The sequence below is a fragment of the Kyrpidia spormannii genome, assembly GCF_002804065.1.
In the GTDB taxonomy this organism is placed as follows: Bacteria; Bacillota; Bacilli; order Kyrpidiales; family Kyrpidiaceae; genus Kyrpidia; species Kyrpidia spormannii.
Genome location: NZ_CP024955.1, coordinates 3333832 through 3352175, shown reverse-complemented (window position 1 = coordinate 3352175; position 18344 = coordinate 3333832). Strand labels below are relative to the sequence as shown.

22 protein-coding genes are annotated in these 18344 nt (G+C 57.2%); 20 read left to right on the top strand and 2 right to left on the bottom strand.

Annotated features, from left to right (window positions below):
• Window positions 1–443: 443 nt before the first annotated feature.
• The 14 genes from rpmH (at window position 444) to CVV65_RS16400 (ending at window position 12409) form a co-directional block, all read left to right on the top strand.
• Window positions 444–602, top strand: coding sequence for a 50S ribosomal protein L34 (gene rpmH / locus CVV65_RS16465; RefSeq protein WP_197945655.1), 159 nt, complete (start codon window positions 444–446; stop codon window positions 600–602).
• Between the two features lie 104 nt (window positions 603–706).
• Window positions 707–1111 (top strand): ribonuclease P protein component, encoded by a 405-nt coding sequence (gene rnpA, locus CVV65_RS16460; RefSeq protein ID WP_100669062.1) that lies wholly within the window; start codon window positions 707–709, stop codon window positions 1109–1111.
• Between the two features lie 5 nt (window positions 1112–1116).
• Complete coding sequence (gene yidD, locus CVV65_RS16455) at window positions 1117–1347, top strand: membrane protein insertion efficiency factor YidD (protein WP_215811055.1); 231 nt, start codon at window positions 1117–1119, stop codon at window positions 1345–1347.
• Window positions 1348–1361: 14 nt separating this feature from the next.
• Window positions 1362–2102, top strand: a complete 741-nt coding sequence (locus CVV65_RS16450; protein WP_100669060.1) for a YidC/Oxa1 family membrane protein insertase — start codon at window positions 1362–1364, stop codon at window positions 2100–2102.
• Between the two features lie 91 nt (window positions 2103–2193).
• Window positions 2194–3579: a tRNA uridine-5-carboxymethylaminomethyl(34) synthesis GTPase MnmE gene (mnmE, locus tag CVV65_RS16445; protein ID WP_100669612.1), complete on the top strand. Its 1386-nt coding sequence runs from the start codon at window positions 2194–2196 to the stop codon at window positions 3577–3579.
• 9 nt (window positions 3580–3588) lie between these two features.
• The gene (mnmG, locus tag CVV65_RS16440; protein ID WP_100669059.1) at window positions 3589–5475 is read left to right on the top strand and encodes a tRNA uridine-5-carboxymethylaminomethyl(34) synthesis enzyme MnmG; all 1887 of its coding nucleotides are present in this window, start codon (window positions 3589–3591) and stop codon (window positions 5473–5475) included.
• A gap of 4 nt (window positions 5476–5479) precedes the next feature.
• Window positions 5480–6217, top strand: coding sequence for a 16S rRNA (guanine(527)-N(7))-methyltransferase RsmG (rsmG, locus tag CVV65_RS16435; protein ID WP_100669058.1), 738 nt, complete (start codon window positions 5480–5482; stop codon window positions 6215–6217).
• Window positions 6218–6297: 80 nt separating this feature from the next.
• Complete coding sequence (gene noc / locus CVV65_RS16430) at window positions 6298–7152, top strand: nucleoid occlusion protein (protein WP_232059782.1); 855 nt, start codon at window positions 6298–6300, stop codon at window positions 7150–7152.
• 116 nt (window positions 7153–7268) lie between these two features.
• On the top strand, window positions 7269–8036 hold the full coding sequence (locus CVV65_RS16425) for a ParA family protein (protein WP_013077201.1): 768 nt from the start codon (window positions 7269–7271) through the stop codon (window positions 8034–8036).
• Window positions 8023–8886: a ParB/RepB/Spo0J family partition protein gene (locus tag CVV65_RS16420; protein ID WP_100669056.1), complete on the top strand. Its 864-nt coding sequence runs from the start codon at window positions 8023–8025 to the stop codon at window positions 8884–8886. Before CVV65_RS16425 ends, CVV65_RS16420 begins: the two co-directional genes overlap by 14 nt.
• A 44-nt stretch (window positions 8887–8930) precedes the next feature.
• A complete protein-coding gene (locus CVV65_RS16415) occupies window positions 8931–10082 on the top strand; it encodes an aminotransferase class V-fold PLP-dependent enzyme (protein WP_100669055.1) in 1152 nt (383 codons plus the stop codon).
• Between the two features lie 135 nt (window positions 10083–10217).
• A complete protein-coding gene (locus CVV65_RS16410; protein WP_198592069.1) occupies window positions 10218–10940 on the top strand; it encodes a DUF554 domain-containing protein in 723 nt (240 codons plus the stop codon).
• Between the two features lie 29 nt (window positions 10941–10969).
• Window positions 10970–11515: a DUF4446 family protein gene (locus tag CVV65_RS16405; protein WP_100669054.1), complete on the top strand. Its 546-nt coding sequence runs from the start codon at window positions 10970–10972 to the stop codon at window positions 11513–11515.
• A gap of 6 nt (window positions 11516–11521) precedes the next feature.
• Window positions 11522–12409 carry a diacylglycerol/lipid kinase family protein gene (locus CVV65_RS16400; protein WP_157935577.1) on the top strand — a complete coding sequence of 296 codons (888 nt, stop codon included), beginning with the start codon at window positions 11522–11524 and terminating at the stop codon, window positions 12407–12409.
• A gap of 25 nt (window positions 12410–12434) precedes the next feature.
• Here the strand turns inward: CVV65_RS16400 and yyaC are convergent, their stop codons facing one another.
• Window positions 12435–13067, bottom strand: a complete 633-nt coding sequence (gene yyaC / locus CVV65_RS16395; RefSeq protein WP_100669052.1) for a spore protease YyaC — start codon at window positions 13065–13067, stop codon at window positions 12435–12437.
• Window positions 13068–13159: 92 nt separating this feature from the next.
• Here yyaC and CVV65_RS16390 point away from each other — a divergent pair, with 92 nt between their 5' ends.
• From CVV65_RS16390 to rpsR, 6 genes are all read left to right on the top strand, one after another.
• The gene (locus tag CVV65_RS16390; RefSeq protein ID WP_100669051.1) at window positions 13160–13699 is read left to right on the top strand and encodes a hypothetical protein; all 540 of its coding nucleotides are present in this window, start codon (window positions 13160–13162) and stop codon (window positions 13697–13699) included.
• Window positions 13700–13790: 91 nt separating this feature from the next.
• Window positions 13791–14027, top strand: coding sequence for a DUF951 domain-containing protein (locus CVV65_RS16385; RefSeq protein WP_100669050.1), 237 nt, complete (start codon window positions 13791–13793; stop codon window positions 14025–14027).
• Window positions 14028–14152: 125 nt separating this feature from the next.
• Complete coding sequence (ychF, locus tag CVV65_RS16380) at window positions 14153–15253, top strand: redox-regulated ATPase YchF (RefSeq protein WP_100669049.1); 1101 nt, start codon at window positions 14153–14155, stop codon at window positions 15251–15253.
• A 162-nt stretch (window positions 15254–15415) separates the two neighbouring features.
• Window positions 15416–15703 carry a 30S ribosomal protein S6 gene (gene rpsF, locus CVV65_RS16375; RefSeq protein WP_100669048.1) on the top strand — a complete coding sequence of 96 codons (288 nt, stop codon included), beginning with the start codon at window positions 15416–15418 and terminating at the stop codon, window positions 15701–15703.
• 16 nt (window positions 15704–15719) lie between these two features.
• Window positions 15720–16184: a single-stranded DNA-binding protein gene (gene ssb / locus CVV65_RS16370; protein WP_100669047.1), complete on the top strand. Its 465-nt coding sequence runs from the start codon at window positions 15720–15722 to the stop codon at window positions 16182–16184.
• Between the two features lie 45 nt (window positions 16185–16229).
• The gene (gene rpsR, locus CVV65_RS16365; RefSeq protein WP_013077189.1) at window positions 16230–16460 is read left to right on the top strand and encodes a 30S ribosomal protein S18; all 231 of its coding nucleotides are present in this window, start codon (window positions 16230–16232) and stop codon (window positions 16458–16460) included.
• 84 nt (window positions 16461–16544) lie between these two features.
• Here rpsR and CVV65_RS16360 read toward each other — a convergent pair whose 3' ends face one another.
• Window positions 16545–18167 (bottom strand): thiamine pyrophosphate-binding protein, encoded by a 1623-nt coding sequence (locus CVV65_RS16360; RefSeq protein WP_198592068.1) that lies wholly within the window; start codon window positions 18165–18167, stop codon window positions 16545–16547.
• Window positions 18168–18344 lie beyond the last annotated feature (177 nt).

Sequence of the window (18344 nt, the reverse complement as noted above, 5' to 3'; positions counted from 1 at the left end):
AAAAGAGTGCCTCCTTACACGGGTGCGGTAACGTTAGTCACAGGAAGAGCGCCAGTTATCCACAGAAAAACGGCAAAAGGATGCCCTCCTAATTCCTGTGGAATGAGGGCAAACGGCAACGGTGCCGAAGGTTTTGTGGATAGCGACCAAGTGTTATCCACATTGTGGACGGGCTGTCCACACAGTTATCCACAGGTGTGTATAACTGCAGAGAACGAGCGGGATTGTCCACATGTGAGTATTCCCATGATAGCAGATGGAATGGCCAGGGCCAAAAGATGGTGATGGGCAGATCCGGGCGGTTATCCACGTTTGTCACAGGCGGAGAGCCACAGGCTGTGGATTGTGGATAAGTTTGTGCGCGGATTTTGTCGAAAGAAGCGATGCGTCTTTCGGTTGACAGGGGTTGGGGGCGACGGTAAAATGGCGGAGAATGGACGGATATGCCTGTAGATGGAGGTGTAAGGGTGAAACCGACATACCAGCCCAATCGGCGGCACCGGAAGAAGGTGCACGGCTTTCGGAAGCGGATGAGTACAGGCAGCGGGCGGAAAGTTCTTCGCGCACGCCGGAAGAAAGGGAGAAAGGTGCTATCTGCTTGAGGCCACGAAGAAGTGGCCTTTTTCTTCATAGGATGTCGCTCCGCAAAGGCGGTTTACGGAGGCGCGGGGATCGCTATACTAGAGGATGAAAGATAGGGGTCAGTATGCGTGCGGAAAACCGGCTGCGGAGTCGAGAGGAGTTTCGACGCGTCTTTCAAAAAGGGGTATCGGTTGCCAATCGAGAGATTGTGGTATACGTGTGGAACCGAGGTGACGGTGGACCGTGGCGAGCGGGGTTCTCGGTGAGCAAAAAGGTTGGCGGAGCCGTGGTGAGAAACAAGGTGAAGCGACGGCTGAGGGAAGCCGTCCGGGGCCAAGGGGAACGGTTGCCCGCAGGGTGGGATCTGGTGGTCATCGCCAGGCCCGGGTGCGACGCCGCTTCCTTCGAGCAGCTTTATCGGGGCGTGTCCGACTTGGTGGAGAAGGCGGTACGCCGCGGCGGGCAACGGGGGAATCGAAGGAGTCCGGCACCGCGCAAAGGGAAAGGTCGTTCTTCCAAAAAGGGGTGAGGGTGGTGCGCCGGCTGGCTATCTTGCCCTTACGAGGATATCAGCGATTGATCTCGCCCCTTACGCCTCCGAGTTGCCGGTTTTATCCCACTTGTTCCGAGTATGCAGTCCAGGCGATTACGATTCACGGACTGGGAAAAGGATCGTTTCTCGCCGCGAAGCGGTTGCTGAAGTGCGGTCCTTGGCATCCCGGTGGATACGACCCAGTGCCGCCGAAAGAAAACGGCGAGGCATAAAAGGAGGATGTTGGTTGGGTAAGCGGCTGAAGTTGCTGTTTGGGGCGGCGATGGGGCTTTTGGTCTTGACTGGTTGTTCCGTCGCTCCGACAACGGTGGCCCCGGTGGATCGTGCGACGTGGTGGGGGGCTTTTGTCGGTTGGTTTTCGGACGGTATTGATCTGTTCGCCCGGTGGACACACGATTATGGTATCGCGATTCTCGTGGTGACGATCCTGATCCGGTTGATTACACTGCCCCTGTGGCTGCGTCAGATGAAATATTCCAAAGTTATGCAGGAGATGCAGCCACAACTCCAGAAGCTCAGGGAGAAGTATGGGGATAACAAGCAAAAGCTAAACGAAGAAATGGTGAAATTGTTTCAGCAAACCGGGGTGAACCCGTTGTCGGGGTGCCTCCCGACCTTGATCCAATTGCCGATTCTATGGGCATTGTACCAAGCGATCCGTTCGAACGCCATGCTTCAGGCACACCAGTTTCTCGGGATCTGGCCGCTTGGGCAACCTGACCACTATTTTATCCTCCCCATCCTCGCGGCGGTCACAACTTATATTCAGTCAAAGATGATGCTGACAACGAACGACAAGCAGCAGCAGATGATCCTCGTGATGATGCCCCTGATGATCCTTTTCATCGCTGTCTCATTGCCGTCGGCCTTGTCTTTGTACTGGGTGTATACGAACTTGTTGACGATTATTCAGTATTACTTTTTTACCAAGCATACCAGAACAAGCGTAGAGAAACAGGTGCGTTGAAGGTCTTCGTGAATGAGAGAAGGGTGCGGTGGCTTGGCGGGGCGGACTGTCCGAAGACGGTCGCCTCGTTTTGTTTGCGGAGGTGATCGGCATGGCAACGGTTGCGGAAGATGTGATTGCAGCGGTTGGTACGGCGCCGGGAGAGGCGGGCATCGCCGTGATTCGCGTCAGTGGTCCTGGGTGTGTCCAGGTGGTGGAGCAGATTTTTCGGGGTCGCCAGTCATTAAAAGATGCACCGAGCCACCGGATGGTCTATGGTGCAGTGGTGGATCCCGATACCGCAGAGGTCCTGGATGAGGTGCTTGTGGTGCGGATGCAGGCGCCCAGAAGTTATACCGGAGAAGATGTTGTTGAAATCCACACGCACGGCGGTTCGGCGGTGGTGGGTAGGGTGCTCAATGCTGTCGTTCGGGCCGGGGCCCGACCGGCAGAACCTGGAGAATTCACGAAGCGGGCATTTCTCAACGGCCGGTTGGATCTCAGTCAAGCGGAAGCGGTGATCGATTTAATTCGCTCGAAAACCGACGCCGCCCGCCGGCTGGCGTTAGAACAGTTGAAGGGTGGATTGTCCGCCCGGGTAAAACAGATGAGGGAGATCTTATTAGATGTTATGGCCCAAATTGAAGTGACCATCGACTATCCCGAACACGACGTGGAGGACGTGACCATCGAACAAATTCGGGAGGCTGTGGATCAAGTTCGGGAACAGATCGATGAATTACTTGCGTCATCCCGGGTTGGAAGGTTGGTGCGCGAGGGAGTGCGCACCGCCATTGTCGGACGTCCGAACGTTGGAAAATCGTCGTTGTTGAATGCGCTGGCTGGCCGGGAGCGGGCGATTGTGACGGCCATCCCTGGCACCACCCGGGATGTGGTGGATGAGTGGATTCACGTTCGCGGTGTGGCGTTTCAGATACTGGATACAGCGGGGATTCGCACTACCGAGGACGAGGTGGAGCGCATCGGGGTGGAGAGAAGCCTGAAGTGGGTGGAAGAGGCAGATCTTGTCTTATGTGTGCTGGACGGCAGTTCTCCGTGGGAAAAAGAGGATCTGGAATTGTTGGAAAGAATCAAGGACCGTCCATTTTTATTGGTCGTGAACAAAATCGATCTTCCACAACGGCTAACATGCGACGGACGTCTTGAGGAGCTGCCTCAGCACAGGATTGTGCGAGTATCTGCCCGAACCGGGGACGGAGTACAAGAGCTTGCCGATCGAATGGCTCGGGTGGTGCTGGGGGGCGAGGGTGTTTCGGCTTCTTCGTGCATGGTCACGAATGTGCGGCATATGGCTCTTCTAAAGGAGGCCCGGGAAGATCTGGATGCGGCGGAACGGGCCGTTTCCGAAGGCTGGACCGTCGACGTGGCAGCCGTGGATTTGCGGGCGGCATGGGAGCATCTGGGAGATATCCTCGGAGAGCGAGCGGGGGAAGAGCTGTTGAATCGGATTTTTTCACAATTTTGTCTAGGGAAGTGAGGGAGGAACGTGCGGTATCGGGCCGGGGAGTACGACGTGGTGGTGGTGGGTGCCGGGCACGCCGGATCTGAGGCGGCGTTAGCGGCGGCGAGGCTCGGGTGCCGGACTTTGTTGCTGACGATTAACGTGGATGCGGTGGCATATATGCCGTGCAATCCTTCGGTAGGCGGGCCGGCCAAGGGGATTGTGGTGCGGGAGATCGATGCGCTGGGGGGAGAGATGGCGCGCAACGCGGACCGAACCCATATTCAGATGCGGATGCTGAATACTGGAAAGGGGCCCGCGGTTCGTGCGCTCCGGGCTCAAGCGGATAAAGTGCTGTATGGACGACGCATGAAAGAGGTCTTGGAATATACTCCTGGTCTGACTTTGCGCCAAGGTTTGGTTGAAGAGATCTTGGTACGGGGCGGTCGCGCAGTGGGGGTCCGGACGAATACCGGAGCGGAGTACCTGGCCCAGGCAGTGGTGCTGACGACCGGAACGTATCTTCGGGGCCGGGTGATCATCGGGGACGTCAGTTACAGCAGTGGACCTGCGGGTCAGATGCCCGCTTTGGCGTTGAGCGACAATCTAAGAGACTTGGGGTTCCAGTTGGTGCGGTTCAAAACGGGGACGCCGCCTCGGGTGAACCGGCGTTCCATTGATTTCACCAAATTGATGGTACAACCTGGAGACGACCAGTGGCTGCATTTTTCTCATGAAGACCGATTGCCGAGGCGGCCGCAAGTGCCCTGTTGGCTAACCTATACGAACGAACGGACCCATGCAATTATCATGGACAACCTGGATCGTGCACCCATGTATTCCGGTGAAATCAAGGGCCGGGGGCCTCGCTACTGTCCTTCCATTGAAGACAAGGTGGTGCGGTTTAGCGATCGTCCGGCACACCAAGTGTTTTTGGAGCCGGAGGGGCTTTTCACGGCGGAATGGTACGTCCAAGGAATGTCCACCAGTTTGCCGGAGGACATTCAGGTGGAGATGTTGCACACCATCCGGGGATTGGAGAACGCGGAGATCTTACGGCCGGGGTATGCCATCGAGTATGACGCGTTGGTACCCACTCAGTTGTGGCCGACGTTGGAGACGAAGGCGGTGCCGGGGCTATTCACCGCCGGTCAGATCAACGGGACCTCGGGTTATGAGGAGGCGGCAGGGCAAGGGATTGTAGCCGGAATTAATGCGGCTTTGAAGGTCCTCGCTCGTGAACCCTTGGTGTTGAGCCGGGCGGAGGGTTACATTGGGGTGATGATCGACGATTTGGTGACCAAAGGGACCAACGAGCCTTACCGTTTGTTGACGTCCCGGGCAGAACATCGTTTGTTGTTACGCCATGACAATGCGGATTTGCGGCTGATGGAGAAAGGATACCGATTGGGTCTTGTGCCCGAGAGGGAATACGAGCGCCTGATGAAAAAACGGGAGCGGATTGAAAAAGAGTTGGATCGGCTGAGCGGCACCCGGGTTCGGGGTGAGGATGTGGAGCCTTTGTTGCGAGAACGAGGATCGGCACCGGTGTCCGGGTCGGTGGCGCTGGATCAGTTGTTGCGGCGGCCAGAATTGGACTATTCCTTGGTTCAGGCGGTGGCTCCGCCTCGGGAGGCGTTGGACCCGGAGGTGGTGGAACAAGTGGAGATTGCGGTGAAATATGCGGGGTACATGGCGAAAGAGCAACAAACTGTGGAGCATATGCGAAGGATGGAGGAAAAGCGTATTCCAGAAGGTCTGGATTATGGGAAGGTTCGGGGACTGTCCCATGAAGGGCGGGAAAAATTGAGTCTTGTCCAGCCTCGCTCGGTCGGCCAGGCTTCCCGAATCTCAGGGGTGAGCCCGGCGGACATCGCGATTTTACTGGTGTATCTTGAGGGGCAAAACAGGGCCCAGGCGAAAGGGAGATAAAGCGATGGCCGATGGTTCCAGGGGGGAACTCGTACGGCAGGTACAAGAAGCGCTGGAAGCGCAGGGAGTTATGCTGGAGACCGAGGTTTGGCGCGGGTTGGAGGTTTATGATCGGCGGCTGGTGGAGCGGAACCGGGAAGTGAATTTGACCGCGGTGACCGACGCGGAGGGAGTATACTGGAAGCATTTTTATGATAGTTTGGTGGTCCTGGGCTTTCCGGAGGTGCCTCAGGCCGGTTCTCTCGTCGATGTCGGGACTGGGGCGGGTTTTCCCGGTTTAGTGTTGGCATTGGCACGTCCGGATTTTTCGGTATCTTTATTAGATGCGTTGCGAAAACGTGTTTGGTTTTTAGAAGAGGTGAGCGGGGAATTAGGTTTGACCAGGGTTCGGGTGGTTCACGGGCGGGCTGAGGAGTATGGGCGGCGCCCAGGCTGGAGGGAAAGTTTCGATATAGCGACGGCCAGGGCGGTGGCGGAGATGTCGGTGTTGGCAGAGCTGCTGCTCCCTTTCGTTCGGGTGGGCGGCGTGGCTGTGGCCTGGAAGGGTCCGGATGTCAAGGAGGAACTGGAAGGGGCCCGGGGTGCAATTCGTCGTCTCGGCGGGGAAGTGGAGGCGGTGCATATGTATGAACTGCCTCACGGGATGGGGGGCAGAAGCCTGGTGATTGTACGCAAAATCTCTGCAACGCCAAAAGAGTACCCCCGGCGTCCCGGGGTTCCGGAAAAGCGTCCTCTCACGTAGGGACGTTGCAGGAGTCGATCCTATCGATGGCGAAATGAAATGGGGTAGGAGGTTAGGTCGGGGTAAAGGTGGGAGGTCACATGGGAAAAGACCCGTGGATCCGTTTTTTCCACGCAGGCGAACGGGAGCCCGACGGTAAGGAAGCGGGGGAGCAGGTGCGGGAGATTGCCATCGAACTCATTGTACCGAGCCCGTACCAGCCGCGGGTGGCATTCGATGAACAAGGGCTGGAGGAACTGAGCCGAACGATTCGGACCCACGGGATGATTCAGCCGCTAGTAGTGCGTGAGAAGGATGGGAAGTACGAGCTGATTGCTGGAGAACGGCGGTTACGGGCTGCGAAGCGCATTGGCATGATCACCGTGCCGGCCATTGTGAGGGCGATGTCCGATTCCCAGGCGGCGACGGCCGCGTTGATTGAGAATTTGCAGCGGGAGAGCCTTTCGCCGGTGGAAGAAGCGTGGGCGTATCGGCAGTTGATGGAACTGCACGGGTTGACCCAAGAAAGTTTGGCCCAGCGTCTTGGCCGCGGGCAGTCCACGATCGCGAACAAGTTGCGGTTGTTGCAACTTCCTGAGGCGGTCCAAGCGGCACTTATGGACCGAACAATCTCCGAACGTCATGCTCGGGCTTTATTGGCCCTCTCCGACGGGGAGACACAAGTGAAAGTGTTGAGCGAGATCGTTTCGAATGAGTGGAGTGTCAAACAGACCGAGGCGAGAATCAAACAGTTGTTGGAAGCGCGGGTGAGAAAGCCCCGGAGCCGCAGGACGGGGATTTCAAAAGATGTGCGGATCGCTCTGAACACGATTCGTCAATCCATCGACATGATTCAGAAGTCCGGGGTACCTGTCGAGGCGAAAGAAGAGGATGGTGAGGAGTTTTATGAGTTCATCATTCGGGTGCCCAAGCGGTCGGCAAAACAGGGCGGTTGAGTAAGAGGATGAGGCAAGGACTGGAGCTCGAAAAAGTGGAGCAGGAGAAAGGCGGATGGACGAACGGAGGAAAGGTCGCCATAGATGAGCGAGGAGAAGGGATTGAGGTGGTTCCGTTGGCAAGGGTCATTGCTGTGACCAACCAGAAGGGCGGAGTGGGGAAGACGACCACATCGGTCAATCTCGGAGCGGCCTTGGCGAGCCTCGGTCGGCGGGTGTTGTTGATTGATATCGATCCCCAGGGCAACACCACGAGCGGGATAGGCATCAATAAAGCGGATGTGAAACACTGCATCTACGATGTGGTGATTAACGATGTGAGTGCGGTGGATGCGATTCTGCCAACCCGGACAGAGAATCTGTCGATCATTCCAGCGACGATTCAGTTGGCAGGGGCGGAAATCGAGCTCGTGCCCATTATGTCCCGGGAGGTGCGGTTGCGGCGGGCGATCCAAAGTTTACGCGGGAGTTTCGACTATATCCTGATTGATTGTCCTCCTTCCCTCGGCTTATTGACGGTAAACGCACTCACTGCGGCGGATTCGGTTTTGATCCCCATTCAATGCGAGTACTATGCGTTGGAAGGACTCAGCCAACTGTTGAATACGATTCGTTTGGTGCAGAAACACCTCAACAGCCGCTTGCAGGTGGAAGGGGTTTTATTGACGATGTTTGACGCCCGGACAAATTTAGGGGTGCAGGTGGTGGAGGATGTAAAAAAATATTTTCGTGAAAAGGTCTACAAGACGATTATTCCTCGGAACGTCCGTTTGAGCGAAGCCCCGAGCCACGGTATGCCTGTCATTGAATACGACCCGCGATCTCGGGGGGCGGAGGTTTACATGGATTTGGCTAGGGAAGTGGTGTCTCATGGCCAAGGGTAAGGGACCATCTTTGGGTAAAGGGCTGGGCGCACTGATCCCGCAGATCAATGTGACTCCTGATGACCCGGTGTCCAGTGTTCCCCTTGAGGAGCTTAGGCCGAATCCGTACCAGCCGCGGCGGGATTTTGCCGAGGAAAAGCTGGCGGAACTGGTGGAGTCTGTGCGGGAGTATGGAATTCTGCAACCCCTGGTGGTTCGACAGTCGCTGAGTGGATATGAGATTGTCGCCGGTGAGCGGCGATTTCGGGCGGCGGAGCGTGCCGGATTGGCGGAAGTTCCCGTTGTTGTGCGCAATCTTTCGGATCGAGAGGTTATGGAGATCGCGCTGATCGAGAATCTTCAGCGGGAGGATCTCAATCCCATTGAAGTGGCGGAAGCCTATGCAACATTGATGAGGGAGTTCTCGATGACTCAGGAGATGGTCGCTGAACGAGTCGGGCAAAGTCGATCCCACGTGGCAAACATGTTGCGTTTGTTGAATTTGCCCAGTGAGGTGCGGGAGAGTGTTTCACGTGGAACACTGACGATGGGTCACGCTCGGGCGCTGTTGGCCCTGAATGATCCCGACCAACAAACCAAGCTGGCAGAGCGCATTGTTGAAGAAGATTTAAGTGTGAGGGCGGTTGAGCACCTCGTTCATCGGCTCAACTCGTTTGTTTCACGTGAAACACGAAAACCGGTTCCCCGGGAAAACCCGACCCTGCGCCATTATGAAGAAGTTCTTCGGGTTTCGCTGGGGACAGGTGTGAAAATATATCAGGGGAAGAAACGAGGAAAAATCGAAATCGAATACTACTCGAATGATGACCTTCAGCGGCTTTTGGCGCTCCTGGCGCCCGGCGCGGAGTGACGGGTGTATCCAGGGGCCGCATGGCTCCAAGGGGAGGCTGGGGCATGATCTACCTCGATAATGCCGCATCTACTTGGCCCAAACCGCCTGGTGTTGCGGAAGCGGTGAAAGAAATGGTTGCCAACAACGGCGCAAACCCGGGCCGAGGCACCCACAAAATGGCGATGCAAGCAGCAAGGGTTGTAGCCCGAGCCCGCAGTGCCGTGGCGACGCTTTTCGGGGTGCGCAACCCCGAGGACCTCATCTTTACCCATAATGCGACTGAGGCCCTCAACATGGCCATATTTGGCTTGTTAAAGCCGGGGGACCACGTCGTCACCACCATGCTGGAACACAATTCGGTGCGCCGACCCCTGGAGGCTTTGCGCCGGCGGGGTTGGATCGAAGTGACTTATGTACAAAGCACGGAGAACGGCATTGAGCCCGAAAAAGTACGTGCGGCTTTTCGCTCCGATACTCGTCTGCTCGCGGTGACCCACGCGTCCAATGTACTCGGCACGCTTGTGGACATCGATGCCATGACAGAGATCGCCCACGCGAACGGTGCCTTTTGTTTGGTGGACGCCGCCCAAACGGCGGGGAGCTTCCCCATTGATGTAACCCGTTCTGAAATTGACCTGCTGGCAGTTCCGGGGCATAAGGGGCTATTCGGTCCCCAGGGGACTGGAGCCCTTTATATCCGCCCGGGTCTGGAACTCGAGCCGTTTTTGTATGGAGGGACCGGGAGCCACTCTGAAGAACCCGATCAGCCGTTGGAGCGGCCGATCCGATACGAAAGCGGCACCCTCAATACGCCGGGGTTGGCGGGCCTTGCGGTGGGGGCAGAGTTTGTCAGCCAAATTGGGCCCAGTGCCATTGGGCAACACAACCAGGCCCTTATCCAGTCTCTCCGGGAAGGTCTTGAATCCCTCCCGGGCATCAAGTTCACCGGCCCCGGCCGGGGTGAGCCCCGAGCCGACCTGCTTGCTTTCTCGTTGCGGGGAGTGGATAGTACAGAATTGGCTGTCCTTCTGTCGGACCAATACGAAATCGCCGTCCGCTCGGGACTTCACTGTTCCCCCCTTGCTCACCAGGTTGCGGGGACACTGGACGAAGGGCTAGTGCGGGTGAGCGTCAGCTGGTTTAACACGGAAAACGACATCCGGGAGTGCGTAGCTGCGATCCGAGAACTGGCAGACTTTCTCCGGGATGGATGACCAGAGTCCTGCGGGAATGGCGCAGGACTGTTTTTGCACTTTGCGCTGAAATGGCGGCGTCCAATCGAACACCGTTGAAAGGGGGGAAGGCCGTTTTGCAGGGTTCCACCCACGCGGAACACAGCCGGCCAGATCGTGGTACTTGAAGGCACACTCGTGAATGTGGCTGCCATCATCATTGGAACGTTACTCGGACTTTTATTTAACGGCATTCCGGAAAGAATCCGGACGCTCATGCAACAGGGGATTGGGCTAGCCGTCATGGTCATGGGGATCTCGATGACCCTGAACAACGTCAACGGCCCAGGTCATGAATACGATTTTCTGATTGTCATCGTCAGTTTGGTTGTCGGCGGCGCCTTGGGCGAATGGCTCAACATCGAAGGGTTTCTTGAACGTGCGGGTCGAAGCGCAGAAAAGAAGTGGACATGGCTGCGCGGCCGGGGACAGGCGGGTCAAGCCTTTCTCACGGCTACCCTGGTCTTCTGCGTTGGGGCCATGTCCATTCTCGGCGGCTTGCAAAGTGGCCTGGAAGATAAACATGATATTCTCTTTACTAAATCCCTTTTGGATGGCGTTTCATCCATTCTGTTTACGTCCACCATGGGGCCTGGGGTGGTTCTTGCTGCCCTGCCCGTCTTTGTCTATCAAGGAGCCATCGCCCTCCTTGCAGGATGGCTCCATCAATGGCTTCAACCGCCGATCTTGAGCATGATCAATGCGGCGGGGGGCTTGATGATCCTTGGCATTGGTGTCAACCTCCTGCGAATCACGGCGATTCGGGTGGGCAATCTATTGCCAGCGCTGCTTGTAGCAGCATTGATTCGAGCAATTCTGATCCTGGTTTTAGGCGCATAAATGAGGGAACACTTAAAGGAGGCAGAACCATGTATTCCTCGATTGCAGCCATTCCCCTATGGTATTGGGTTGCCGCCATCGGCATTCTGGTTGTCTTGCTGTGGCTGACCGTCCTTATCCAGGGGGCTGGACTCCGCAAGACTCAGAAGCGCTATCGGCAATGGGTGGGCCGCTCGGGGACAGACGTGGAAAAGCTGCTGCCACAAACCTTAGAGCGGATACAACAACTGAGCGAAGAAGTACGCCGTCTTGAAGCACGAATCGACTACTTGGAAAAAAGTCTCCGGGCAACATTACGCACTGCCCGGGTCGTCCGCTACAACGCGTTTTCCGATTTCGGCAGTGATCTGAGTTTCTCCGCCGCCTGGCTCGACGGCAGTGGCAACGGCGTCATTTTATCGAGTATCTACGGCCGAGATGAATCGAGGATCTACGCAAAACCGGTCCAAAATGGCACCTCGACCTATCCCCTCAGTGAAGAAGAAAAACGGGTCCTGGCTGAAGCCATCCAGTTTAGTGGTGCCTCCGACTCGCCGGTATCCTCTGCTTTGCGGCCGCTTGAAGAAAGGTCGTAAATGGTCATGGAAAGATGGTTGTTTGTTGTTAATCCCGTTGCTGGTAAAGGAAAGGCCGCTCGCCGTTGGAATCGTTATTATCGTCATCTGGCAACGCTCGGCAAGCATTGGGACGTGTATCATACGAAATCCCCCGGAGATGCCACATGGATTGCGAAGAAAACGGTAGAAGACCGGGCGGCGGACGTTGTCGTGGCCGTTGGAGGCGACGGAACGATCCATGAAGTGATCCAAGGCCTGGCTGGAAGCTCCATTGCCCTCGGAATTCTCCCGGCGGGTACCGGAAATGATCTGGCACGCTATTTTGGGATCAAAAAAGGATTGCGGGCTATCCGACAACTCCAAGGTGCCATCAAACGTCAAGTTGACCTCGTGCAAACACAAAACGGCGTTTTTATTAACATTGCTGGCACGGGCTTTGATGCCTGGGTGGCGCGGCATGTGAACAACTCGGTGTGGCTGAAGCGATGGGGACCTTTCGGATATGTGGTGGGTGTTGCTATTCAGTTACTGTTCTTCAGGCCCCAGCGGGTGGATATTGAAGTGGACGGGGCCCTTTACACCTATCGCTCAGCCTGGCTGGTGGCGTTGGGAAACGGATCGACCTACGCCGGCGGGATGCGCATCCTGCCCCACGCGACCATGGAAGACGGCGAACTGGATCTATGTGTGGTGGATGGCCTCTCAAAACCAGAGTTCTGCTTGATCTTTCCGAAAGTATTCACCGGGAAACATGTCGGTCACCCGTCTGTTCACCTTCACCGGGGAAAACGGATCTGCATTCATCCGGCGACACCATGGCCGGTTCACGCAGATGGGGAAGTATTGCCCCAAGAAACGATGGAGGCGATGGTGTGGCCCGGTTCTCTGACTGTCCTCTGTCCCGCACCCTGACCTTACATTGACCGGGGTTGGTTTTTTAAGGTCCACCCGGGGCGGGGCGGCGCACGGGAAACGGCAGAACCTCGCCTCCCGCCCGGAGACGGCGATCCAACCCTTCTGCGAGCCCGTCAGCGATGATACGGGCCATGCGAAATACAAGCTGAAGGCGGGTATTCTGAAGGACGAAGTATTCCATGTAGCCCCCGACATTCACGATGCCGGTGACATGGATGTCCCCCACTGCAGGAAGTTGCTTGTTCACTCCCGCTCCGGGACGAAGGGGACCGTCATGAAGAGAGATCTGACCAATGCTGTTGACCTGCCCCAGGCAGGCGTCTACCGCGATGACAAAGGGAGCCGGTGACATGCGGTCCAGTCTTGTGAGGGTTTCGGTCAAGTTTACGGCGTGAACGGGCTCGTCCAACGTACCGAAGATTTGGATCTCGGTGGATTGCAGCGCCTCGGCAAGCCGGCTTCCCACCAGAGGCCCCAATGCGTCGCCGGTGGAGCGGTCGGTGCCCACGCAAATAATGGCCACATTGCGGTCCCGGGCCTTTAGGCGAACCGTCTCCCACACTCCTTGGGCCAGAACTCCAGCGGCGTTTGGATCATTGTAGGCCACGCGGATAGGATAACGCGGCAGATGTTCATCCTGGCGAAGGAACCTCATAAGAGAACCTCCGGAATATAGATTCATCTCAGTATACGGTTCGCGGCGCGGGGAATATACATAGGACGACAGGGAATGTCGGGGGGACTTGGATGGACGCGCCTCTGTGGATTGCTATGGCATGGGTGACAATGCGTGGGCTGGGGGTTAGTACCAAGCGCATCCTTCTGGAGATGGCCTCTACGGCCGCTTTGCTCGTCACCGGAGGTTGGACGTGGCTTCACCTCGATCGGCGCACCGTCGAGGCCATCGGAGCATGGGCGGCAAATCTCACTGCGATTCCGGGCACCGCCTGGCCGGCAGGCTCCGGAACTGCCGCAAACCCCCTCCCGTCTCTGCGTGAAAGCGCAACCTTCATCGCCGGTGGGCTGACCATCTTCCTTGCCGCGCTTCTGATTGTTTCCGCCATTCACGTCGCACTTGGGGCCATTGAGCGTCCGCGATCGGGTGCCATCCATCCTAATCTGATTGGCGCTCTCCTTTCTCTTGCGGGCTATACGGGGATCTACTACGGCCTATGGCGGATAGCCTTTCGTCTCACTCGCAACCCGGAGTTTGCAGCCCTCCTTCCGTGGGTGAAAAATAGCGTATGGTTCACCCTATTGGGCTCGCCCTCACCTTTTGGCGGGTAACTATGGGGTCCACTTCCCATGGACAGGGAAGCCTAGAAACAGTAGACTGAATACGAAGCGGATGCCGAGGTGCCGGAGGGGTGCAGGGACCATGGAAAAGAAGTATCAGCTCGGCGATGTCGTTGAAATGAGACGGACCCACCCCTGTGGAACAAACGCCTGGACCATTATCCGCATGGGGATGGACATCCGGATCAAATGTGTACACTGCGGGAGAAGCGTTTTGTTGCCCCGAGCGAAGTTTGAGCGAAACCTGAAACGCGTGATTCGCACGGAACAACTCGACAGCCCGGGTGGACCGGGTTTGAGTGCGAAAACCGGAGACTGACTGATCCGAGCGGAGTCGGCCCTTGGGGCTTATTGATCAGAACGCCCCGGCCAAGCTGGACGGATACGCTCATTACCATGGGTCTGAGAAAGGGGGCCGGCCGGAGAGCGGCCGGAAGCGTAAAGATGCCATTACAAGCAGGAATTGTGGGTTTACCGAACGTAGGCAAATCAACGTTGTTCAACGCCATCACCCGCGCTGGCGCAGAAACGGCGAACTATCCATTCTGTACGATCGATCCCAACGTCGGGGTGGTCCAGGTTCCCGATGGACGCCTGGTGCGCCTGGCGGAGTTGTTCCATCCGGGCAGAGTTGTGCCTGCGGTTTTTGAATTTGTCGATATTGCGGGGCTCGTGAAAGGGGCCAGCCATGGGGAAGGCCTTGGAAACCAGTTTCTCTCTCATATCCGAGAGGTTGACGCCATTGTCCATGTCGTCCGGTGTTTTGAAGACCCGGACATCACCCATGTCGCCGGCCGCGTTTCCCCCGTTGACGATATCGAGACGATCAATGTTGAACTCAATTTGGCCGACCTGGAGACGGTTGAACGCCGGATCGAGAAAACTCGGCGATTGAGGAAAAGCGGCGATAAACGGTATGATTGGGAGTTGGCGCTACTTGAAAGAATTCAGCGCCTCCTGGAAGAGGGAAAAGGCGTCCGGGGACAAGCCTGGTCTGAGGAAGAAAGCAAGTTTTTGAGCGATCTTCATCTTCTAACGGCCAAACCCGTCCTTTATGTCGCCAATGTGCATGAACAGGATGTGGCCACGGCCTGGGAGCATCCGATGGTCCAGGAAGTGCGCCGGCGCGCCCGGGTGGAAGGGGCGGAGGTGATTCCCGTCAGTGCTCGGCTAGAAGCAGAGATCGCGGAACTTGAAGGTGAAGACCGGGATCTTTTCCTCGCCGAGGCGGGATTACAAGAGTCCGGCCTTGACCGCATCACTCGGGCGGCGTATAAGCTGTTGGGGTTGATCACGTATTTTACCGCTGGAGAAAAAGAAGTGAAAGCCTGGACCATCGTGAAAGGGACAAAAGCGCCCCAAGCGGCGGGCGTGATCCATTCCGACTTTGAACGCGGGTTTATTCGAGCAGAGGTCGTTTCCTACGAGGACCTCGTCCGAGCCGGGTCCACAGTGGCGGCCCGGGAACAGGGTCTCCTTCGGCTGGAGGGGAAAGATTACGTGGTTCAGGACGGAGATGTGATGCATTTTCGCTTCAATGTCTGAAAGATCCGATCCACAGGTTGTGTTAGAAAAAGAAAACCCCGGCGGTTGCGACCGTGTGTCTGACGTGGTAGACTAGATGATCAGAGGGTTTTTGTGGCGGATTGATTCGCCCAATCCTCCTTGCTCCCACGGGGGCCATTGTCCACAAGGAGGTGACTGACTATGCGTAACTACGAGACACTGTATATCCTTCGCCCTGACTTGGAGGAAGAAGTGACAGCGGACCAGGTCAAGCGGCTTGCTGAGGTGGTCACCGCGGCCGGGGGGGAACTCCAGGAAGTCAATACCTGGGGCAAACGCCGCATGGCTTACGAGATTGAAGGCCACCGGGAAGGATATTATGTGCTCATGAAGTTCGCGTCGGATACCGAAGTGCCGAAGGAGTTGGAGAGAGTGCTCCGCATCTCCGAGCCAGTGCTCCGGTACATCGTCGTACGCGAGGACGAGTGACACGGGGGGATCTCCCATGCTCAACCGCATCATTCTGATTGGCCGCCTAACCCAGGATCCGGAGTTGCGGTACACGCCATCAGGGACACCGGTGGCCCATTTTACGTTGGCTGTCGACCGGCCTCGCCTCAACCAGATGGGAGAGCGGGAGACAGATTTTATTAACATTGTGGTTTGGCAGAAACTCGGCGAACTCTGCGCCCAGTACCTACGCAAAGGACGACTGGCTGCGGTGGAAGGCCGATTGCAGATTCGCAGCTACGAGAATCGCGAAGGGCAACGCGTGCGGGTGGCGGAAGTGGTGGCCGACAATGTTCGTTTCCTGGACCGTGCGGGTGATCGGGAGGGCGGGCCGAGTGCCCCACCGGCCTCAGGCAGCGGGTGGCCGGAGGAGGCCCGTACCCGGAGCACGGGCATGGATGATCCGTTCGAGGGAGACGCCACGCGGATCGATATTTCTGAAGATGATCTCCCCTTCTAAATGGAGGAAACGGCTAAGACGAATTAAGAGAAGGGAGGTTTTGCGATGGCGCGCAAGGGCCGAGGAGGTAAGCGGCGACGCGTATGTAATTTTTGTGTGGACAAGATCGATCGGGTGGATTACAAGGATGCCGACCGGCTGCGGAAATACATGACTGAGCGCGGCAAGATTCTCCCTCGGAGGATCTCGGGCAATTGTGCTCGTCACCAACGTCAGGTGACTGTGGCTGTAAAGCGGGCCCGGCAGGTTGCGCTTTTGCCTTACACGGTGGAATAACGCATCAGGATCCATACAGACAAGAAGGGGCGTGCGGGCTGATCCGGGCGCCCCTTCTCGCAGGGAATGCGTACGAGCAAGGCTCTACGATGAGCCAAGGGGTTTCTGCCCGGTTAGGGGCGGGACGACACCTTGAACCGGTATATCGAGAAGAGTGGGCTTTGGATCAGCGAGGGAGTCGACCAGGGCCCTTTCTAACTGAGTGGCATCCCGGACGCGTTCAGCTCGCCATCCCGAGGCTTCGGCGACTTTGACGAAATCGGGATTGGTCAGGTCGACGCCCGCCTGGCCATATCCGCGCATGATCATCTTGCTTTTTTCCATCTGAAGAGAACCGTTGTTCATCAGAACCACAGTGATGGGGGTTCCTTCCTGGACCGCGGTCGTCAACTCCCCCAACCCCATGGCCAGCCCACCGTCTCCCACCACAGCAACGACGGGCCGGTGAGGTTGGCTTAATTTGGCTGCCAAAGCTGCGGGTAGGCCAAAGCCCATCGTTCTCCAATCCCCGGAATACAACAAAGTCTGGCCCCGGGAACGAAAATTTCGGTTGAACCAGACGGTGTGATCACCGGTGTCCACAGTGATGATCGCATCGGGAGGGATATGTGTAGACAGTGCCCCCATTACTCGTTGGGGTGGCAAGGGGTTTCCATCAAACTCGCTTTCCCGTTCCACCGTTTCCTTCCACTGCCGGTGAGCCGCCTGGACGCGGTCGATCCACTCCTGATCCGGCCGATGGTCAGACAGGGCGTCGGCCAATAAAGCCACCACCGATCCGGCATCCCCGACAATTCCGTACTCGACCTGCACCCGCTGTCCCAGATTCTCGGGGGCCGTGTCCACTTGGATGGCCCTGGGCTGGCGAGGGACGAATCCTTCCGGCCAATAGGTGCTCCCGATCAGAAGAATGAGATCAGACTCCTGAAGAAGCCAAGGCACCTCCGGGCTTCCTCCTTCCCCGAGGCCGCCGACGTGAAAGGGAAATCCTTCATCCACGACACCTTTGCCCCCTAGAGTGGTCACCAAGCCGCCGCCCCATCGCTGTGTGAGCCGGGGAAGATCTGGGCGAGCGGACCATGCGCCCTCGCCGGCGACGATCATCGGACGGCGGCAACTCCGCATAACCCCGAGCACCGGCTCAAGCAAATCCCGAGAAAAGGCCACCTGACCGTGAATCCACGGAACCGGGGGACGCAGGGGTTGGGCCTGTGACTGCTCAAAAAGGTCGGAGGGGACCGACAAATGGGTGACGACGCCATGGGTTCTGGCGAGGTGAAGGGCTTTGTACATTCTATCGACGGCGGCATCGGGATGGACGATCAGTGAACTATACCGGGCGATTGGCTGAATGGCGACCTGTTGGTCAATGACTTGATTCTCGTCGCCGCCGATTTGCTTGACCGGAGCCTGGCCGGTGATGGCCACAACCGGCGTACGGTCCAAATGCGCGTCCGCCAACCCGTTCAGGAGATTCATGAACCCGGGTCCCATGGTGGCGAAGCACACACCAACCTTACCGGTGAGTTTGGCCTCGGCCGAGGCCATGATCCCTGCGTGGAATTCATGCTTGACAGGGATGACGCGAACCTGCGCCTGTTTTGAAACCGCGTCCAAAAACCCGAGGACAGCGTCTCCGGCCACACCATAAATCCGCTCGACCCCCCACAAAGATAGTTCTTGCAGCAACACTTCGGCTACGGTCAAGGAGGGGTCGGCCTGTTGAGGAGTGGGGCGGGGGGATGGTGCCTCGGCGACCGCACGTCCCATCGAGTCTGCTGGATATCGCGAAGGTGTCAGAAAGTCATGGAACACATTTCCCGCTCCTTTCAGGGATCTCCGTGTACACCCCTAGCATGTACGCGGAAACTCAAGATATGCCGG

Bases quoted from the DNA above. Each gene is read 5' to 3' on its own strand.
- rpmH (WP_197945655.1), top strand. From the start codon at position 444: ATGCCTGTAGATGGAGGTGTAAGGGTGAAACCGACATACCAGCCCAAT.
- CVV65_RS16400 (WP_157935577.1), top strand. From the start codon at position 11,522: ATGGAAAGATGGTTGTTTGTTGTTAATCCCGTTGCTGGTAAAGGAAAG.
- CVV65_RS16385 (WP_100669050.1), top strand. From the start codon at position 13,791: ATGGAAAAGAAGTATCAGCTCGGCGATGTCGTTGAAATGAGACGGACC.
- mnmE (WP_100669612.1), top strand. From the start codon at position 2,194: ATGGCAACGGTTGCGGAAGATGTGATTGCAGCGGTTGGTACGGCGCCG.
- CVV65_RS16405 (WP_100669054.1), top strand. From the start codon at position 10,970: ATGTATTCCTCGATTGCAGCCATTCCCCTATGGTATTGGGTTGCCGCC.
- rsmG (WP_100669058.1), top strand. From the start codon at position 5,480: ATGGCCGATGGTTCCAGGGGGGAACTCGTACGGCAGGTACAAGAAGCG.
- CVV65_RS16415 (WP_100669055.1), top strand. From the start codon at position 8,931: ATGATCTACCTCGATAATGCCGCATCTACTTGGCCCAAACCGCCTGGT.
- yyaC (WP_100669052.1), bottom strand. From the start codon at position 13,067: ATGAGGTTCCTTCGCCAGGATGAACATCTGCCGCGTTATCCTATCCGC.
- ssb (WP_100669047.1), top strand. From the start codon at position 15,720: ATGCTCAACCGCATCATTCTGATTGGCCGCCTAACCCAGGATCCGGAG.
- CVV65_RS16390 (WP_100669051.1), top strand. From the start codon at position 13,160: ATGGACGCGCCTCTGTGGATTGCTATGGCATGGGTGACAATGCGTGGG.
- CVV65_RS16420 (WP_100669056.1), top strand. From the start codon at position 8,023: ATGGCCAAGGGTAAGGGACCATCTTTGGGTAAAGGGCTGGGCGCACTG.
- rpsF (WP_100669048.1), top strand. From the start codon at position 15,416: ATGCGTAACTACGAGACACTGTATATCCTTCGCCCTGACTTGGAGGAA.
- ychF (WP_100669049.1), top strand. From the start codon at position 14,153: ATGCCATTACAAGCAGGAATTGTGGGTTTACCGAACGTAGGCAAATCA.
- rnpA (WP_100669062.1), top strand. From the start codon at position 707: ATGCGTGCGGAAAACCGGCTGCGGAGTCGAGAGGAGTTTCGACGCGTC.
- rpsR (WP_013077189.1), top strand. From the start codon at position 16,230: ATGGCGCGCAAGGGCCGAGGAGGTAAGCGGCGACGCGTATGTAATTTT.
- noc (WP_232059782.1), top strand. From the start codon at position 6,298: ATGGGAAAAGACCCGTGGATCCGTTTTTTCCACGCAGGCGAACGGGAG.